The following is a 16,211-nucleotide window of genomic DNA, read 5'->3' as shown; positions in this document are numbered from 1 at the left end:
AGCTTTTTTTACCGGCAGACGACAGAAAAATGCAGGAAAAGAAGCTGAAAAGGATCAAAAAATCTATCAAGCCGTCCGAAAAAGGCATGAAAAACATACGGCTGATAGGAATAAATTCTGTCATTAACGGACAGTCGGATTAAAAAAAACGGATTTTTCCTCCGAAAAAGTCAAGAGAAAAAAGCAAAAGAATCCGGGATCTGAATAAGAAAATACGGGAAAGTCCGAAAAGGCATGCTGAAATTCTCTCCGTTTTTTGTACAAAAAATATTCTGTTTTGTACAAATTTCTAAAAGTTTTGTACAAAAACATGAAACAAAAACGGCAGAAACAGAGGAAAACGACAGCAATGTCCGGAGAAAACAACAGCTACATCCAAGGAAAACAATAACAGCGTCCGGAAAACAACAATAACAACGTCCGAAGAAAACGACAGCAAGATCCGAGAAAAGCATGCCCAAAAGTCTTACGGATTTTGTACAAAACAAGGTTAAAACAACGGAAAGTAATCTTCAGGTAAGGAGGCTCTTTCCTTGAAGAGCTGTGAGAATCACAGAAAAGGACAATACATATCTACCAGATAAAACTGAATTCTATAGAAAGACAGACTGAAAAAATATCGGAAAACATTCTATGAAAAATACTCTATTACGATCTGATAACACAATCAAAATAAAATACGATTATTTACATTCTTCTTCCTTTCAAAAGCCCAATAGGAACTATATAAATTACATAATATTAAGCCATAGAATATAATTAACCGTACCGAACACTTTCTGCCCCGTCATGGCCATACATATTTATAAAGCGCTATAACTTTACCCGTTCAATAATATCACCGCAACTATAATCAACGTCGATTATCTACCACCCAATAAATAGCATTCAATATTAACTCACCTGAGATTTTCATAAATCACCAATGATAGGAAATAGAAATCTGAGAAGCCTTAACAGACATAAAAGATAAAAAATGCCCTACAAAACCATTATTAATGTGCCAAAAACTATATAGCTGTAAAGATTTCATTATCTTTGGAAATCAACAAACACTAAAAAACACATTGATTCACTATGAAAACGAAAAAACAAACAAAACTACAATCCACATCCTGGTGGAAAAAATTAGGGACAACTTGCATCATGTCTTTATGCTGTATCATCACTTTTGCATCTGAGCCGGTCAATTTTGACAAAGTATTTAAAGAAGCGCTCAACATAGAACAACAAATAAAGCGCACCAGCTTTCCTGACAAAGTGTACAACATCAAAGATTTTGGAGCAAAGACCAACAATCCGGAAGAGCCATGCCACGAAGAAATTAATTTAGCCATTACAACCTGCAACCAAGCAGGAGGAGGAACGGTTGTCATACCGAAAGGAACATTCTACACCGGCCCCATTACAATGAAAAGTAACGTAAACTTACACCTCGAAGAAGGAGCTGTACTTAAGTTTTCCACAGACCAGAAACTTTATTTCCCGGGAGTTATCACACGCTGGGAAGGATTAGACTGCTATAATGCCCATCCATTAATTTATGCTTATGGCGAAACCAATATTGCCATAACAGGAAAAGGAACTATAGACGGGCAAGGTTCCAATGAATCTTGGTGGCCTATGTGCGGTGCCCCACGTTACGGATGGAAAGAAGGCATGCACAGTCAGAAACTGGGAAGTCGCGAGCGGCTGATGGGCTATGCAGAGCTAAAACGTCCCATCTACGAACGAGTAATGATGCCCGAAGATGCCTTGCGACCACAACTTATCAACTTCTATCTCTGCAATACAATTTTGATAGAAGACGTCACTTTGCTAAACTCACCATTCTGGGTCATCCATCCCTTATTATGTGAAAGTCTGATTGTTAGTGGAGTAAAAATCTATAACCGCGGTCCGAATGGTGACGGCTGCGACCCTGAATCCTGTAAAAATGTCCTAATAGAAAATTGCCGTTTCGATACGGGCGACGACTGCATCGCCATCAAATCCGGACGAAATGAAGACGGAAGAAAATGGAATCGTCCAAGCGAAAACATCATTGTCCGCAATTGTGAAATGAAAAACGGGCATGGAGGTGTTGTCATCGGCAGTGAAATATCTGGAGGATATCGCAACTTATATGTTGAAAACTGCGTAATGGATAGTCCGCAACTGGATAGAGTTATCCGAATCAAGACCAACGACTGTCGTGGAGGTATCGTAGAAAATGTCTTTGTAAGGAACATACAAGTAGGTCAGTGTCATGAGGCTGTTCTGAAAATAAACCTGCTTTACGAAAGCAAAGAGAACTGTAACCGCGCCTTCCCTCCTATTGTACGAAACGTACACCTAAAGAATATTACTTGCGAAAACAGCCAATATGGAATTTATGCCGTGGGCTTACCAAACAAAGATTGTGTATATAATATATCTGTCGAAGATTCACAATTCAACAATGTAAAGAAAGGTGGAAACCGAATAGAGAACGTTACGGACATTACAATGAAAAATCTCCAAATCAACGGCAAAATCGTAAAATAATATTTTACCATAAACGTTGAGAGAAATCCCGACGAAAGGGGAAAAAGCCATGACACTCACTCGAAAACAGTGACAGTCATGGCTTTCACATTATAGTTCTATGATATAACTTTTCAAAAAAAATCAGTCTGCACAGACTTCTATCCTAAGAAAAGAACAGGCTTTCAAAATACATTAAGCAATTTCACTTCAAAAATCAATGTGGAGCAAGCAGGAATAGGACCCGAAGGTCGATTACCATAACCCAGTTCAGAGGGGATATAAATCACCCAACGATCGCCAACATGCATTTGCTGCAGAGCTATCTGCCAACCTTCTATCACATCCGACAGGCGCAATGCCTCCGGACATCCCCTTTTCCATGAATTATCAAACTCACGTCCGTTAATCAGCGTTCCCCGATAATGTACAGAAACAATACTTCTCAAATTGGGCGATTGTGTACCACTTCCTTGTTGAACAACCTGATACATCATACCGGAAGGATGTTTTTGTACTCCTTCTTTCTGCGAAATCTCTTTCAAAAAATCAATATTCCGCTGTTTATATTCCTCTTTCTTTGCCATAAATTCGGTCAATTATACCGACAAAGATAATAAGAGTTTATAAAATTCCAGAACATAGACCTTTTTTATGCCTCGATATCAAAGATAAAAAATCGACACAGCCTACCGAAAATCAGTACAATAAAGCCGAATATTGTTCTTATCAATTCTTTGCCAACTATCGCAATCAACAGCAAAAAATAAGAAGCCCGACATTAATACGGATGTTATTAATGACGGGCAACTTACTATTCTACTAATTTTACAACGGGCTCATATCATTTATGCCGTGAAGCACGCATAATTTCAATAACAAATGCAACAATCAGTCCGATACCTCCTCCCAATAATACGCTGGCTCCATAAATAATAGAAACAGTTTCACGGACAGGACGACTGGCCATATCGCTGGCAAAATATTCCGGCTGAGAATTTAAAATAATACAATATCCTGTCAATAATCCCAATCCAAGTCCTATTAACAGACAACCCAAGCGAAGAGATGACGAGGACATAGGAAACATATTTCCTCCCAGATTGAATAAAGACAAGCCTGTATTTTTTTGTTTTTCATCGGTCAATGCCTCCACCGGAAGCTTTTCTATCAACATCATACGTTCTTTTCTGCCGACAAACAATTCGAACAACTTGTAAATAACGCCAAAAACTATTGCAACATTAGCAACAATCATCAATTCTTCCATATCGTTTTCCTTTTAAAGTGAATATTTTTGTTTCTTTGTCCGTTTAGACGAACCAATGCACGAAAAGGTTACAACCATAATGAAGAAAAAAATTTTTTTCTCAATCTTTGTAACCTCAACCTCGGGAAAGCGTCTAAAAAGACAAATGAAAAAAGACGAATCATATATCATCACGCGTATCCTGGCAGGAAAAACTGAAGAGTATGCTTACTTCCTCGATACTTATGGGCAAGCAGTCTTCGCACTGATCGTCCGTATGGTCAATTCCGAAGAAGATGCCGAGGAGCTGACGCAGGATGCATTTATGAAAGCTTTCGAACATTTATCATCATTCGGCGGGAAAAGTAGCTTTTCTACCTGGATTTATCGTATCGCCTATAATACGGCACTATCTTTTCTGCGAAAGAAAAATGTGGAACAAACAATGCTGGATGACAATTTATGGAATCAGATATCAGACACACAAATAGACAACACATTAAACGATGATTCGGAAGAACAAATAGAAAAACTGCAACAGGCGCTGACCAAACTAACTGCCGAAGAACGCGCATTGGTCACATTGTTCTATGAAGAAGAACGCCCTATACAGGAACTTGCCCAGATTCTGAATCAGAACGAAGGAAATATTAAAGTTAAGCTACACCGTTTACGCAAGAAATTATATTTATTAATGCAAAAGGAGGAGTAAAGATGACAGAGTATAAAGACCAAGGACTACGGAAAGCTGCCCGACAGAATAAGCCTCCCCAGCTTCCAAGCAATTTCACCTATCGCATGATGAAACGAATTGGGGAAGAAATGTATCTGCGTGAGAAACGACAGGAAAAACGTTTATTCATATTAATGATACTCACTGTCACTCTGATGATAGGAGGATGCATCGGCATGATTGTATGGATATATGGGAAAGAAATAGCCGAAGGTTTACAAAAATCAGTCAACAATCTGCCTGAACCTTCATCACTCATTTTTTATCTTCCGATGCTGATTGCATTGCCTTTATTGAGAATATTCGATCACTGGCTACGGAGAAAATTCAAACATCTATTATAGAATCAGTCCATCAGGTGCAATATACCATCAGGAAAAGGCATAAAAAAGCCCGGCAAAATGCCGAGCTTTTTTTATATTAAAGCAAACTGCTCAATTATTTCCGATAATTAGCCAGTTCTTCTGCATTGAACTTACGGATAAAGTTGAAATGTTTTTCAACTTCCGATTCGGCATAATTTACATATACATTCAGCGATTTACCAAACAGCTCAGGAGCTTTCGTTGCATCCTGAAGCAACAAATGACTCATTACACAGACAGCTGCCATTTCATACAGACGACGTGCTACGAAGTCGAGCAGTTCCTGATTCTGAGCTTCCTTCACAGCATTTGTACAAGCCTCCAGCTTACGAGTCATTTCCTTGATACGATTCATGTAGTCTTCATATTCCGGAGCGCAAGGAATTGTTTCGTATTCATGCAAAGTAGCAGCATAAGCACCGTTGGTTACATAACGGATAGCCGCAACAGTCTGCAACTGAGTAGTACCTTCGTAGATACTTGTGATACGAGCATCACGATAGATACGCTGACAAGCATATTCCATCATAAAACCAGAACCGCCGTGTACCTGAATACAGTCGTATGCATTCTGGTTGGCATATTCAGAGTTCATACCTTTTGCCAGCGGAGTAAAGCTGTCAGCCAGTTTTGCATAACGTTTTTGTTCCTGACGTTCTTCCGGAGTCAGCTTACGTTCACGCGCAATATCGTCCAAGGCTTTATAGATATCTACGTAACGAGAAGTCTGATACAACAAGGCACGACCCGCATCCAGTTTTGCTTTGATAGTAGCCAGCATATCGTATACAGCCGGGAACTCGATAATCGCTTTGCCGAACTGCTTACGGTCTTTTGCATAAGCCAAAGCCTCATCGTATGCAGCCTGGCTCAAACCAACCGACTGAGCCGCAATACCCAGACGAGCACCGTTCATCAAAGCCATGACATATTTAATCAAACCAAGCTTGCGTTCACCACAAAGTTCAGCCTTTGCATTCTTGTATACCAATTCACAAGTCGGAGAACCATGAATACCCAGCTTATTTTCTATACGACGTACGTCTACTCCACCGTCGTTCTTATCGTAAATAAACATAGACAATCCACGACCATCGTGTGTACCTTCTTCCGAACGAGCCAATACCAGATGCAGGTTAGCGTCACCGTTTGTGATAAAACGCTTTACACCATTCAGGCGCCAGCAGTTATTAGCCTCATCGTATGTAGCTTTCAACATCACGCTCTGAAGGTCAGAACCGGCATCAGGTTCTGTCAAGTCCATTGACATAGTTTCACCTGCGCAGATACGTGGAATGAAACGGCTGTGCTGATCTTCGTTTCCAAATTCATAAAGTGTTTCGATACAATCCTGAAGTGACCAGATATTACCAAAGCCCGCATCAGCCTGAGCCACGATTTCCGCACACATAGTATACGGAGTGATCGGGAAGTTCAAACCGCCAAAACGGCGAGGCATTGTCATACCGTTCAGACCCGCCTTCACCATTGCATCCAGGTTAGCCTTTGTACCCGAAGCATATTCCACACGACCGTTCGCACAATGCGGACCTTCTTCGTCTACTCCTTCTGCATTTGCAGCAATCACCTCACCGGTAATTTCACCGGTAATTTCCAACACTTTATCGTAAGAGTCGATAGCATCTGCATAATCCAGCGGCGCATAATCGTACTCGTCTTTATCTCTGTAATCGCGTTCCTTCAACTGACAGATACGCTCCATCATCGGATTGTTCAAGTGAAACTTGAGTTCCGGATGTTCTGTATAAAAGTTTGCCATTATTTACTGTTCTTTTTATAATACTTAATCATTTTCGGAATCACTTCTTCCACTGTTCCGTTGATTACATAATCAGCGATGGTGTTAATCGGCGCATTAGGATCATTGTTTACAGATATAATGATACCTGCATCCTGCATACCGGCTATATGCTGAATCTGACCAGAGATACCACAAGCGATATACAATTTCGGATGTACAGTTACACCTGTCTGACCAATCTGACGGTCGTGTTCGCAGAAACCAGCATCTACAGCTGCACGGCTGGCACCTACTTCTGCATGAAGTTCCTTAGCAAGTTCGAACAACATATCGAATCCTTCCTTGCTTCCCATACCATAACCACCGGCAACTACGATAGGAGCACCCTTCAGATTATGTTTTGCTTTTTCTACATGGCGATCGATAACCTTTACTACATAATCCGTTTCGGGTACATACTTCGCAACGTCGTGACGAATCACTTCACCCTGATAATTGGCATCTACGATTTCTTTCTTCATCACACCCTCACGAACTGTAGCCATCTGCGGACGATGTTCCGGATTGACAATGGTAGCCACAATATTACCGCCGAAAGCAGGACGAATCTGATACAACAGATTTTCATAAGTAACCCCATTCTTCTTATCTTCATGATTACCGATTTCCAACTGAGTACAGTCGGCAGTCAGACCACTTGTCAGAGCTGAAGAAACACGTGGTCCCAGATCACGACCGATAACGGTAGCACCCATCAGACAGATCTGCGGTTTTTCTTCCTTGAACAAGTTGACGAGAATAGAAGTATGAGGAAGTGAAGTATAAGGGAACAAGCCCGGAGCATCGAATACATGAACACGATCTACTCCGTATGGCAAAACTTGTTTTTCTACATCGGCAAGGTCGCTGCCGGCACAGATGGCTTCCAACTGACATCCCAGCTGACTGGCTAACTTACGACCTTTGGTTAAAAGTTCGAGACTGACATCGGCAACATGTTTGCCTTCCATCTCACAATATACAAATACGTTATTCATAGTCTTTATCCAATAGTGTGGTTAGCCAACAGTTCTACAATCAAATTTTCTACATCAGCATCGCTACCTGTAATAGTTTTGCTTTCCTTCGCCTGGAAGATGATGTTTTCAATCTTCTTCACTTTAGTAGGTGAACCCGACAAACCACATTGTTTTGTATCACCGTTTACGTCAGCTACGCTCCACTCTGTGATATTCAGATAAGGACGGCTTTCGTACAAAGAAGCATAAGGCAACTCTGCTCCATCTTTTGTAATGGCAGCTTTTTCCTGTCCGCCCAAAGCACGTTTATATTTCTGAACCAGTTTTGCATTACGCGGGCGGCAAGGAGCTGCACTGCCGTTTACTGTCAGAACAATCGGGAGCGGAGCTTCTACAGTTTCTACGCCACCGTCGATATGACGCTTTACACGAATACGTCCGTCCTTTACTTCTTGGATTTCTTCAACGTATGTTACCTGAGGTAATCCCAGCTTTTCTGCTACCTGAGGTCCTACCTGTGCAGTATCACCATCGATAGCCTGACGACCACCTACGATGACATCATATTCACCAATCTTACGGATAGCTGTAGCCAGAGCATACGAAGTGGCCAACGTATCGGCACCGGCAAAGGCACGGTCGGTCAGTAAATAGCCGTTATCTGCTCCTCTGTATAATCCTTCACGAATAATTTCAGCGGCACGCCCCGGTCCCATCGTCAAGATGGTTACGGTAGAACCCGGATGTGTGTCTTTCAGTCTGAGCGCTTGTTCCAAAGCATTCAGGTCTTCCGGATTGAAGATAGCCGGAAGAGCCGCACGATTAATAGTACCGTCGGCATTCATGGCATCTTTCCCTACACAGCGAGTGTCAGGTACTTGCTTTGCCAATACAACAATTTTCAAGCTCATTAGATAATATATTAATTAGTATTAGTAGTTTAATTGACGGCAAAATTAATGAAAGCATTTGTTTTGCAAAAAGATATAAGAAAAAAATGCACATCCGGCTTCCGTTCGTGCAAAACCAGCCAGCCTTATTTCAGGCAATATTCCACATCAGCCTGCAACTGTTCGAACGAAGCAATCGGACTGTCGGAATAAACGGAATATACCATAAGCTGCTTGTCCGAAACATACACGCGAGGAATACCTTGCTCGGAAAACAGGTCATATACCTCCCTACCCGGCTGAGGAGAATAAGGCATTGTCAGACCGTTTGCCAACCAATATGCAGCAACTTCACCAGCAGACTCTTCCCTGCTGATGCAATATATCTTCACCTGTGGATTATCCCGATAGCAATCGTAAAGACGTTGCACCACCGGAAGTTCCTGCTGACAGTCGGGACAGGAAGTATGAAAAAAGACCAATACAGAAACAACGCCCTCCAAATCGGATGTCGATATACGAGTATCGTCACTTAACAATACGGAAAAATCGGGCAGTCTGTCACCACGACGAATCCCTTCCTCCCCGGAAGGCGAATCATCACGGATACACGACGGCAGGCACAACAAGCCACAGAGTATAAAAAATAACAAACGGTAAAGATGTAACATTCTCCTAATCTATAATTATTTGCCGATAAATATATGAAAAAACCTTTGTATATTTGCCTGAAACAACATACAAATACCGAAATCATGGAAGATTTATATCTGGAAGTAGCCCGCCAATTATCGGACATGGGCATTGACAAAGAAAACCTCAGCTGGAGTACCCGACTTACACTCGTAGTATTCATCCTGCTGATTTCATATATCATGACCAAACTATTCAGGCACCTAGTTATACCGGCAGTGCACAAAATCACATCTCGCACAAAGGCTACGTGGGACGACTACTTGTTCAATGAAAGAATGATGACCAGTTTCTGCCGCATGATTCCTCCCATCATGCTTTATCTGCTGCTGCCCTTTGTATTCAGCAATGTGCCTCAAGTACTGCACATACTACTGAAGATCTGTCTTATTTACTTAGTCATCACAACCCTTCTCCTTGTCAATTCGTTCCTGAATTCACTATATGAGATTTCCAACGAGCACGAAACCCTGCGCAACCGTCCGCTAAAAGGAATCTACCAGATGATTAACCTGATTGCCATCGGAATAGGAATCATATTAATTATCAGCATCCTCATCGACCAGAATGCGGCAACCATCCTTGCCGGACTGGGAGCTTCGGCTGCCGTCCTGATGTTGATTTTTAAAGACAGTATACTGGGACTGGTAGCAGGCGTACAGCTTTCGGCCAACGACATGCTTCGTCCGGGCGACTGGATCACCATGCCCAAGTACGGAGCAGACGGTGATGTGCTGGAAGTTTCACTGACTACCGTCAAGGTACGCAACTTCGACAAGACGATTACCACCATCCCTCCCTACGCACTGGTCAGCGATTCGTTTCAGAACTGGCGGGGAATGCGTGAAACCGGAGGACGACGTATCAAGCGTTCGGTATTTATCGACATGACAACCGTACATTTCTGTTCCGAAAAAGAAAAACAATTATTTGCCTCACGCGGATGGATAGACGAAACACAGGCCAAGCCTGAAGCACAAGTAGTAAATCTTCATGTTTTCCGTAATTATCTTCAGAGCTACCTGAAGGGACATCCTCGTACCCACAAAGAACTAATGATTATGGTCCGTCAGATGCAACCTACTTCCGAAGGATTACCTCTGGAAATATATTGCTTTACGAATACCACCATCTGGCCCGAATATGAACAGATACAAGGTGAGATTTTCGATCATATTCTTGCCATAATTCCCGAATTCGGTCTGAGAATATTCCAGCGTCCGTCGGGAAACGACTTAAGTACAACCATTAAATAAGAAAAAAGACATTATGGAAAAAGGATTAACTTATACATCCAAGACAACTGTCTGCAAAGAAAATACAGCTTTAACCGTAGGATCGGGCGACATGGAAGTGTTCGCTACTCCCGCTTTGGTGGCACTCCTGGAAAATGCCGCTATGAATGCCGTCAAGCCATACCTGCCGGAAGGTTCCACAACGGTAGGAGCCATGATTCAGACATCACACATCAAACCCTCGGGACTTGGCGAAGAAATATCGGCTACAGCCGTACTGGAAGAGGTAGAAGGCAGGAAACTCACTTTTAAAGTTTCTGCTTCCGACTCAAAAGGCATAATCGGCGAAGGCATACATATTCGTTATATTGTAGACCGCGAGCGCTTCTTATCAAAGCTATAAGCAGGGACTTTAAAATTACCTCGTCACATTCGAGATAATTTTTGTACAAAAAAAATTTTTCTTTGTACAAATTATTTCGAAAGATCAAGACGTTTTTTTCCATATCCGCCGAGAGATATAAATAAAGATGCCCTTCACCTTTTCATCCCCTCATTTCATCCGTCAGGATAAGAGAAAATGAATAAAGGTAAAGGGCATCTTTTCAACAGAATCCGATTACTCTTTCACGTAATTTTTCGAGGCATCCGTCACGACCAGTACACGATCTTCTCCCCGCATGTAAGGAGCATCGTATTGAAACGCTGTTACCTTATTGTCAAATTCACCGATATATTTCATCGTTCCATCCTGCGGATTGAACCACCATGCCTTTTTCCTGTCCCCACTTATTTTAGTCAAATCAATCTGCATGGGACGTGCACTGTAGTTATAAACCAGCAAATAGTCACTACCCCGTGTAGCAATCGCCCGGTCATAACGCTCTCCGTTTGTGCCGGCTATCACACTCTGGTCGGGAACACGTTCAAAGAACGGGAAACGAAGTATCAGCTCCTTCAGATATTTCATCTGATTAAAGCCTTCATCCTTCAAGGCTTCTTGCCATGTTTCCTGAGCTCCATATGCCGGTGCATATCCTTCACGGTAAAACTGCATGATGGAATTATTGCCATAAGTATGTCCGAAGGAACCGGCAAAGACCGACCAATATGCATAACGACGTACATCATCTGCCGTCCAGCGACATTCTTTCGGATTATGCAGCCCGTGTGGAATACCTTCATAGCTGGGTTCGGCATCCAAGACCGGCTTTATCGGCTTCTTGGAAAGACTTGCTTCTACATAACGCCAGTTGTCTTCTGCCACATTACTGTCGGCCAGGTTATCTCCGTCACCTTTTGTCTGTCCGTAGCGGCGATGCCCACTCTGAAACATATTAAAGTCGAGCCAGTCGGCATCATTGAACCAAGTAGCAGACATAGTCCGACCAAACGGGTGGAACGTCATCAAGTGATTTTTGTCGATGGAGCGAATGGTACGTGCCAGTGTTTCCCACACTTCTGTTTTTACATCTCCACGTATATCCCCTCCGATTATCCATACGATGTTCGGATTATCCTTATATCTTTCGGCAAGGAACGTTCCGTAAGCTTTTGCTTCCTTCACATCCATCTTACCACCTTTCACCAATCCTCCCCAGATACATACCATGCCAATATATATACCTTTGCTTTCGGCTGTACGGACAATGTAATCCATATGATCCCAATAGCCATATACACCTTCTTTGTCAATATGAGTAAAATCGAATCCGTCCGTCATGGAGTACTGCCCGTACACGTTCATGGAAGGAACCCCGTTCAATGTCTGTATCTGTACCACATTGAATCCGGCACGACTACAGTTATCCAGATAAAAAGCCACCTCTTCGCGGTCCAGTCTTTGCGGCATCAGCCAGCCGGTATCTCCCAGCCAGAAAAATGGTTGTCCGTTCTGATGCTTCAGATAACGCCCTTCGGCAGATACTTCCAACTTGCCGTTTTTCCACGGCAGTTGCGCATTCATCGTCGATGCTACGGCAAGACACGATAAAACGATTCCTGCCAGTTTTGTCCAGTATTTCATCTTGTTGCGATTAAAAAATTATAATATTGAGATAAATATAAGTATTCTGTACAAATGTATATGATGTTTTTTAATAACGTACTGTTATTTCCTCATTGCTATCTATCCACAAGCGATATTTTCCTTCGGATATCTTCTGAAATTCACCCACCGACGCCCGAGGTTGCTTCCGGGCAGAAACATACAGATAACCTTTGCCCCGGTCGGCTTTCAGGCGAATTGTCTTCCGATCCATATAAACAGTAATTTCTCCTCCTGGAACCGGAACACTTCCCTTCATCCATTTCAAGCCGCCCAATACGGGAGTTACAGCATATTCCTCATATCCGGGTTTTACCGGCTTCACTCCTAAATAATATTTTCCCAGCAAATATACAGGACTGGCTCCCCATGCATGACAAAGACTCTTCCCGTACGGGCGTCCATACATGGCAAGATGTTCTGTACCTTTCTCGTTTGGATTATATTTTTCCCAGAATGATGTAGCTCCTTCTTTCAGCATACCTCCCCAGTAAGCCAGCATTTCTTCCATAACCTGCTCCTGCTCGCCCAGTGCACACAGAGCTTCCAGCTCATAAAAGCGCATATACGGAGTTGTAATTTTCAGGATACTATCGTTCAGCAACACGCTTTGTTTGATGAGCTGTTGTTTTTCTTCTGAAAGATAATTATAGAATACGGCAAACATATTGGCATAACGTGTCACGGTACTGCTTTGCTTTCCTCCGATGCGATTGTGCACCAACGCTTTTGCATCCTCACTCCAGAACGCCGGCCCCAGTTTTTTCCGTAAGGAAGAAGCCAACTCCTCATATAGCTTGACATCCCGGTCTTCGCCGGCAAGGCGAGCACAAAGTGCCATTGTTTCCAGACTTTTGCAGAAAAGTACCTGTTCAAACGCCAACTGTCCTTTCTTGTCGAGATAACCATCCGCCCAATCAACAAACACCCAGTCGCCTGTCATTCCCTGTACCATACCGTCATTGTCGGTACGTCCCAATACATATTCCATCAGCGACTTCATCCGAGGATAAAGTTGTCCGACAAAACTCTTGTCTCCTGTATACATATAATAATCATACACACTCAGGAACCAATAAAAAGTATAATCCATAATGGTATTGATATGGGAGGTTACCGGATCCTTTCCCCTTAACTGCCAAATGGTACGCTTCACTGTTTCCGAATCGAAGAACAGGTAATAGTTCATCAAATAGCTCTGAATAGCATCTCCACTCCATACCCAACGGTCACGCTTGATACCGTCGATGAAGAACTCACGGGTGGTAAGATGCATTGTGTAAGCGCCTATCTCCCAGATTTTATTCAACAAATCATTATCACACTGGAAACTTCCCCGATAGTTCTCGGGCATATATTCATATTGCATTGTAACCTTTCCAATGGAAGCCTGACTATCGCATACCACATAAACATAACGAAAGGCTTTATTGCTCTCCATCGTATAATGCCCGTCTGCCAGACTTCGGGTCGTACAAAGTGCACGGTCGGTTACTTTTCCGTTCTCAACCGATAATATATCCATGGTTTCACACCGTGCAGTATCCAAGGCTTCTTCTTTGCTTTCACCATAATAAATCCGCACCTTTCCTTTTCCTTTCATTTCCCCAAAGTCAAGATACCCGAAAGTTTCCCTTCCAAAATCATAAAGAACACCTTTTTCCACAGAAGTTGACGAAACGGCCTGCAACGGCTTGCAAGGTAAACGAAACATAGAAGGTCGTTTTTCTTCAGAATCAAAATTCCAGCTACCCGCATCCATGTACACGGTAGCCGAGGTATCACTGGCCTTCCCGCTTTCATCTATCCATTCCTTATCTTCGTACGTCACCTTCCAGCTTGCATCACTCTTAATCGTTTGTCCGTCAATATAAATAGACGGAGGAGTAATCTGGTTCCATACCTTGATATTGATTTTGTGCTTTCCTGACGGAATTGTCAGTCTTTCGGGCATGCCAAACTGTAATTTGCCGTCCAGTTTGACGTTGTATCTGCCTTCCACACTCAACCGTATCGTTTCGGCGACAGGTAAGTCAACCTCTTTACTGAATTCAACAACCACATAGTGACTGTCTGTTTTCCAGAAAGGAGGGAAAAAAGCTCCTCTTTCCGTACGACGGTTGTTCATCTGGTTGCCCAACCATATTTCATAATCTCCCGGATACCATATCCAGGTCTGTGCCTCCAATGAAGCACACATCCCCACCGAAGCAAGCAAGGTTACAAATTTTGTTTTCATTTTGCGTGTTTTATTGTTCAAGTATTCTATCAGAATTCAGTTACCACCGGACGCCCTTCCATCCAGGCAATCATATTCAAGACCAGAAAATTCCAGTTTTGAAATCCCTTATTCAGTACCGGCTCTCCATTATCGGGCAGATAGTATTCATGCAATGCCCCGAAGCGTTCGAAATCACGTCCCAACAACAATACGGTTTTCTCTGCAACTTCACGTGCTTCTTTCTCATAGCCATATTCCAATAAGCCACGGAAAACAAGATAATTCACGTTAATCCAAACAGGTCCGGCCCATGAAGACGGATTACCGCTGGCACGTACATCGTACATTTTTTCCAGCGGAGAAAGCGTACGAATGCCAGCAGGAGCGTTAAACGAAGTGGTATCACAAAAATGTATCTGCACCATTTGCCGGGCTTGTTCCGGCGTCGCAACTTTAGCCCACATTGTCATAAAACCACTCCATACGCTAAATCGTTGAATCAGGCAGTCGTAAGTTCTGGGTTGTCCTACATGCAAGTATAAATCTCCCGGATGCAATCCTTCGATGTCGGGCTTTTCTACTGAAAGGAGATTGAAGTCTACACTATAATAAAAGCGGTCACGCGCATCCCAGCAATGTTTCTGAATATTATTTTTTAAGGTATCTGCCTCCTTTTGAAAGAAAGTTGAAATATCTTTCAGGTTCAAACAATCGGACAGGTAAGCCATTGCCAGAAGCTCCTTGTACATTAAACAATTCAGAAATATAGATCCCGAACTTTCATGAGGGCGATAAAAAGTACTCGGATCATTGTCTACTCCGATAGCCTCGTCGGTTTCCCAATAAATAAGTCCAGTTGCTTTATGCCGGTGGAAATTAAGATATTTGGAAACAAAAGCCTGTAGTGTATAAAAATCTTCCCGTAACCATTCAGCATCTCCACCCATATTTTTTACGATAAAGGCAGCATGCTGGGCAAGCGTAGGCTTATGCATATTAGTCTTCCACGGATTTCGCTTTTTCAACATATCTTCACGGCTCGGAGCATTACGCTCTATCCAGATAGGAATCCAGCCATCCATTCCTCCATAACTCAATGAATTCAGTACACATCCTTGCTCATAAGCCAAAGCTTCCCTTTTATCAGCCTCGGTTCCCTTATCCGATAAAATTTGACGCAGAGCAACATCGCTAAGCCACGAATCCCAATCCCATAACATATCCAGATACTGACTACTTCCCGGAGCCAAAAAAGGAAATCGTAAAGAGCCTCCAGCCTGACGATACATGCCTTTCATCTCCTTATATATATGTGTTTTGCAAATCTCCTTATATTTCTCAATATTCACGACGTTGCGTTCCGGCAACTGAGCCCGACACAGGCACCCTATTACAATATTTAATACAAATATCAAAATTGTCTTTTTCATAGCGACTGAATGATTTATAGTCAATAACAATAACAAAAGAAAAGGCTGATAACCTTGAAAAG

Annotated in this window: 14 protein-coding genes; 5 read left to right on the top strand and 9 right to left on the bottom strand. The window is 42.5% G+C overall.

What is annotated here, in order from left to right; genetic code table 11:
* Positions 1-1,146: 1,146 nt before the first annotated feature.
* Positions 1,147-2,526, top strand: a complete 1,380-nt coding sequence (locus WKT12_RS15065) for a glycoside hydrolase family 28 protein (RefSeq protein ID WP_340320202.1) — start codon at positions 1,147-1,149, stop codon at positions 2,524-2,526.
* 164 nt (positions 2,527-2,690) lie between these two features.
* On the opposite strand, the gene WKT12_RS15060 is transcribed toward WKT12_RS15065, so the two are convergent.
* Positions 2,691-3,092, bottom strand: a complete 402-nt coding sequence (locus tag WKT12_RS15060) for an FKBP-type peptidyl-prolyl cis-trans isomerase (RefSeq protein ID WP_340320200.1) — start codon at positions 3,090-3,092, stop codon at positions 2,691-2,693.
* Between the two features lie 257 nt (positions 3,093-3,349).
* Positions 3,350-3,775: a DUF6249 domain-containing protein gene (locus WKT12_RS15055; protein ID WP_340320199.1), complete on the bottom strand. Its 426-nt coding sequence runs from the start codon at positions 3,773-3,775 to the stop codon at positions 3,350-3,352.
* A 145-nt stretch (positions 3,776-3,920) separates the two neighbouring features.
* Here WKT12_RS15055 and WKT12_RS15050 point away from each other — a divergent pair, with 145 nt between their 5' ends.
* Together WKT12_RS15050 and WKT12_RS15045 are read left to right on the top strand one after the other, a co-directional pair.
* Positions 3,921-4,466: an RNA polymerase sigma factor gene (locus WKT12_RS15050; protein ID WP_021970192.1), complete on the top strand. Its 546-nt coding sequence runs from the start codon at positions 3,921-3,923 to the stop codon at positions 4,464-4,466.
* 2 nt (positions 4,467-4,468) lie between these two features.
* Positions 4,469-4,831 (top strand): hypothetical protein, encoded by a 363-nt coding sequence (locus WKT12_RS15045; RefSeq protein ID WP_340320198.1) that lies wholly within the window; start codon positions 4,469-4,471, stop codon positions 4,829-4,831.
* 94 nt (positions 4,832-4,925) lie between these two features.
* Here the strand turns inward: WKT12_RS15045 and WKT12_RS15040 are convergent, their stop codons facing one another.
* From WKT12_RS15040 to WKT12_RS15025, 4 genes are all read right to left on the bottom strand, one after another.
* The gene (locus tag WKT12_RS15040) at positions 4,926-6,632 is read right to left on the bottom strand and encodes an acyl-CoA dehydrogenase family protein (protein ID WP_021970194.1); all 1,707 of its coding nucleotides are present in this window, start codon (positions 6,630-6,632) and stop codon (positions 4,926-4,928) included.
* Positions 6,632-7,651 carry an electron transfer flavoprotein subunit alpha/FixB family protein gene (locus WKT12_RS15035; protein WP_340320197.1) on the bottom strand — a complete coding sequence of 340 codons (1,020 nt, stop codon included), beginning with the start codon at positions 7,649-7,651 and terminating at the stop codon, positions 6,632-6,634. Before WKT12_RS15035 ends, WKT12_RS15040 begins: the two co-directional genes overlap by 1 nt.
* Positions 7,652-7,656: 5 nt before the next feature.
* Complete coding sequence (locus WKT12_RS15030) at positions 7,657-8,544, bottom strand: electron transfer flavoprotein subunit beta/FixA family protein (protein WP_340320196.1); 888 nt, start codon at positions 8,542-8,544, stop codon at positions 7,657-7,659.
* A 125-nt stretch (positions 8,545-8,669) separates the two neighbouring features.
* Entirely contained in the window at positions 8,670-9,194 is a 525-nt protein-coding gene (locus WKT12_RS15025) for a TlpA family protein disulfide reductase (RefSeq protein ID WP_021970168.1), read from the bottom strand.
* A gap of 84 nt (positions 9,195-9,278) precedes the next feature.
* Between WKT12_RS15025 and WKT12_RS15020 the strand changes: the two genes are divergently transcribed.
* Together WKT12_RS15020 and WKT12_RS15015 are read left to right on the top strand one after the other, a co-directional pair.
* Complete coding sequence (locus WKT12_RS15020) at positions 9,279-10,472, top strand: mechanosensitive ion channel family protein (RefSeq protein WP_340320201.1); 1,194 nt, start codon at positions 9,279-9,281, stop codon at positions 10,470-10,472.
* Positions 10,473-10,485: 13 nt separating this feature from the next.
* Positions 10,486-10,854 carry a thioesterase family protein gene (locus tag WKT12_RS15015; RefSeq protein ID WP_340320195.1) on the top strand — a complete coding sequence of 123 codons (369 nt, stop codon included), beginning with the start codon at positions 10,486-10,488 and terminating at the stop codon, positions 10,852-10,854.
* A gap of 216 nt (positions 10,855-11,070) precedes the next feature.
* Here the strand turns inward: WKT12_RS15015 and WKT12_RS15010 are convergent, their stop codons facing one another.
* The 3 genes from WKT12_RS15010 to WKT12_RS15000 all read right to left on the bottom strand — a co-directional run bounded on the left by WKT12_RS15010 (position 11,071) and on the right by WKT12_RS15000 (position 16,149).
* Positions 11,071-12,477: a glycoside hydrolase family 140 protein gene (locus tag WKT12_RS15010; protein WP_340320194.1), complete on the bottom strand. Its 1,407-nt coding sequence runs from the start codon at positions 12,475-12,477 to the stop codon at positions 11,071-11,073.
* Positions 12,478-12,547: 70 nt separating this feature from the next.
* Positions 12,548-14,737 carry an alpha-L-rhamnosidase-related protein gene (locus tag WKT12_RS15005; RefSeq protein WP_340320193.1) on the bottom strand — a complete coding sequence of 730 codons (2,190 nt, stop codon included), beginning with the start codon at positions 14,735-14,737 and terminating at the stop codon, positions 12,548-12,550.
* 29 nt (positions 14,738-14,766) lie between these two features.
* Positions 14,767-16,149 (bottom strand): MGH1-like glycoside hydrolase domain-containing protein, encoded by a 1,383-nt coding sequence (locus WKT12_RS15000; protein ID WP_340320192.1) that lies wholly within the window; start codon positions 16,147-16,149, stop codon positions 14,767-14,769.
* Positions 16,150-16,211 lie beyond the last annotated feature (62 nt).

Source organism: Phocaeicola sp. HCN-6420 (assembly GCF_037890145.1).
GTDB lineage: Bacteria > Bacteroidota > Bacteroidia > Bacteroidales > Bacteroidaceae > Phocaeicola.
Note: the sequence above shows the minus strand (reverse complement) of the source record. Positions and strands in the feature narration are given on the sequence as shown.

Coding starts and splice junctions, on each gene's coding strand:
- WKT12_RS15000 (WP_340320192.1), bottom strand. CDS start 16,149: ATGAAAAAGACAATTTTGATATTTGTATTAAATATTGTAATAGGGTGC.
- WKT12_RS15030 (WP_340320196.1), bottom strand. CDS start 8,544: ATGAGCTTGAAAATTGTTGTATTGGCAAAGCAAGTACCTGACACTCGC.
- WKT12_RS15065 (WP_340320202.1), top strand. CDS start 1,147: ATGTCTTTATGCTGTATCATCACTTTTGCATCTGAGCCGGTCAATTTT.
- WKT12_RS15015 (WP_340320195.1), top strand. CDS start 10,486: ATGGAAAAAGGATTAACTTATACATCCAAGACAACTGTCTGCAAAGAA.
- WKT12_RS15005 (WP_340320193.1), bottom strand. CDS start 14,737: ATGAAAACAAAATTTGTAACCTTGCTTGCTTCGGTGGGGATGTGTGCT.
- WKT12_RS15010 (WP_340320194.1), bottom strand. CDS start 12,477: ATGAAATACTGGACAAAACTGGCAGGAATCGTTTTATCGTGTCTTGCC.
- WKT12_RS15025 (WP_021970168.1), bottom strand. CDS start 9,194: ATGTTACATCTTTACCGTTTGTTATTTTTTATACTCTGTGGCTTGTTG.
- WKT12_RS15035 (WP_340320197.1), bottom strand. CDS start 7,651: ATGAATAACGTATTTGTATATTGTGAGATGGAAGGCAAACATGTTGCC.
- WKT12_RS15020 (WP_340320201.1), top strand. CDS start 9,279: ATGGAAGATTTATATCTGGAAGTAGCCCGCCAATTATCGGACATGGGC.
- WKT12_RS15060 (WP_340320200.1), bottom strand. CDS start 3,092: ATGGCAAAGAAAGAGGAATATAAACAGCGGAATATTGATTTTTTGAAA.
- WKT12_RS15050 (WP_021970192.1), top strand. CDS start 3,921: ATGAAAAAAGACGAATCATATATCATCACGCGTATCCTGGCAGGAAAA.
- WKT12_RS15040 (WP_021970194.1), bottom strand. CDS start 6,632: ATGGCAAACTTTTATACAGAACATCCGGAACTCAAGTTTCACTTGAAC.
- WKT12_RS15055 (WP_340320199.1), bottom strand. CDS start 3,775: ATGGAAGAATTGATGATTGTTGCTAATGTTGCAATAGTTTTTGGCGTT.
- WKT12_RS15045 (WP_340320198.1), top strand. CDS start 4,469: ATGACAGAGTATAAAGACCAAGGACTACGGAAAGCTGCCCGACAGAAT.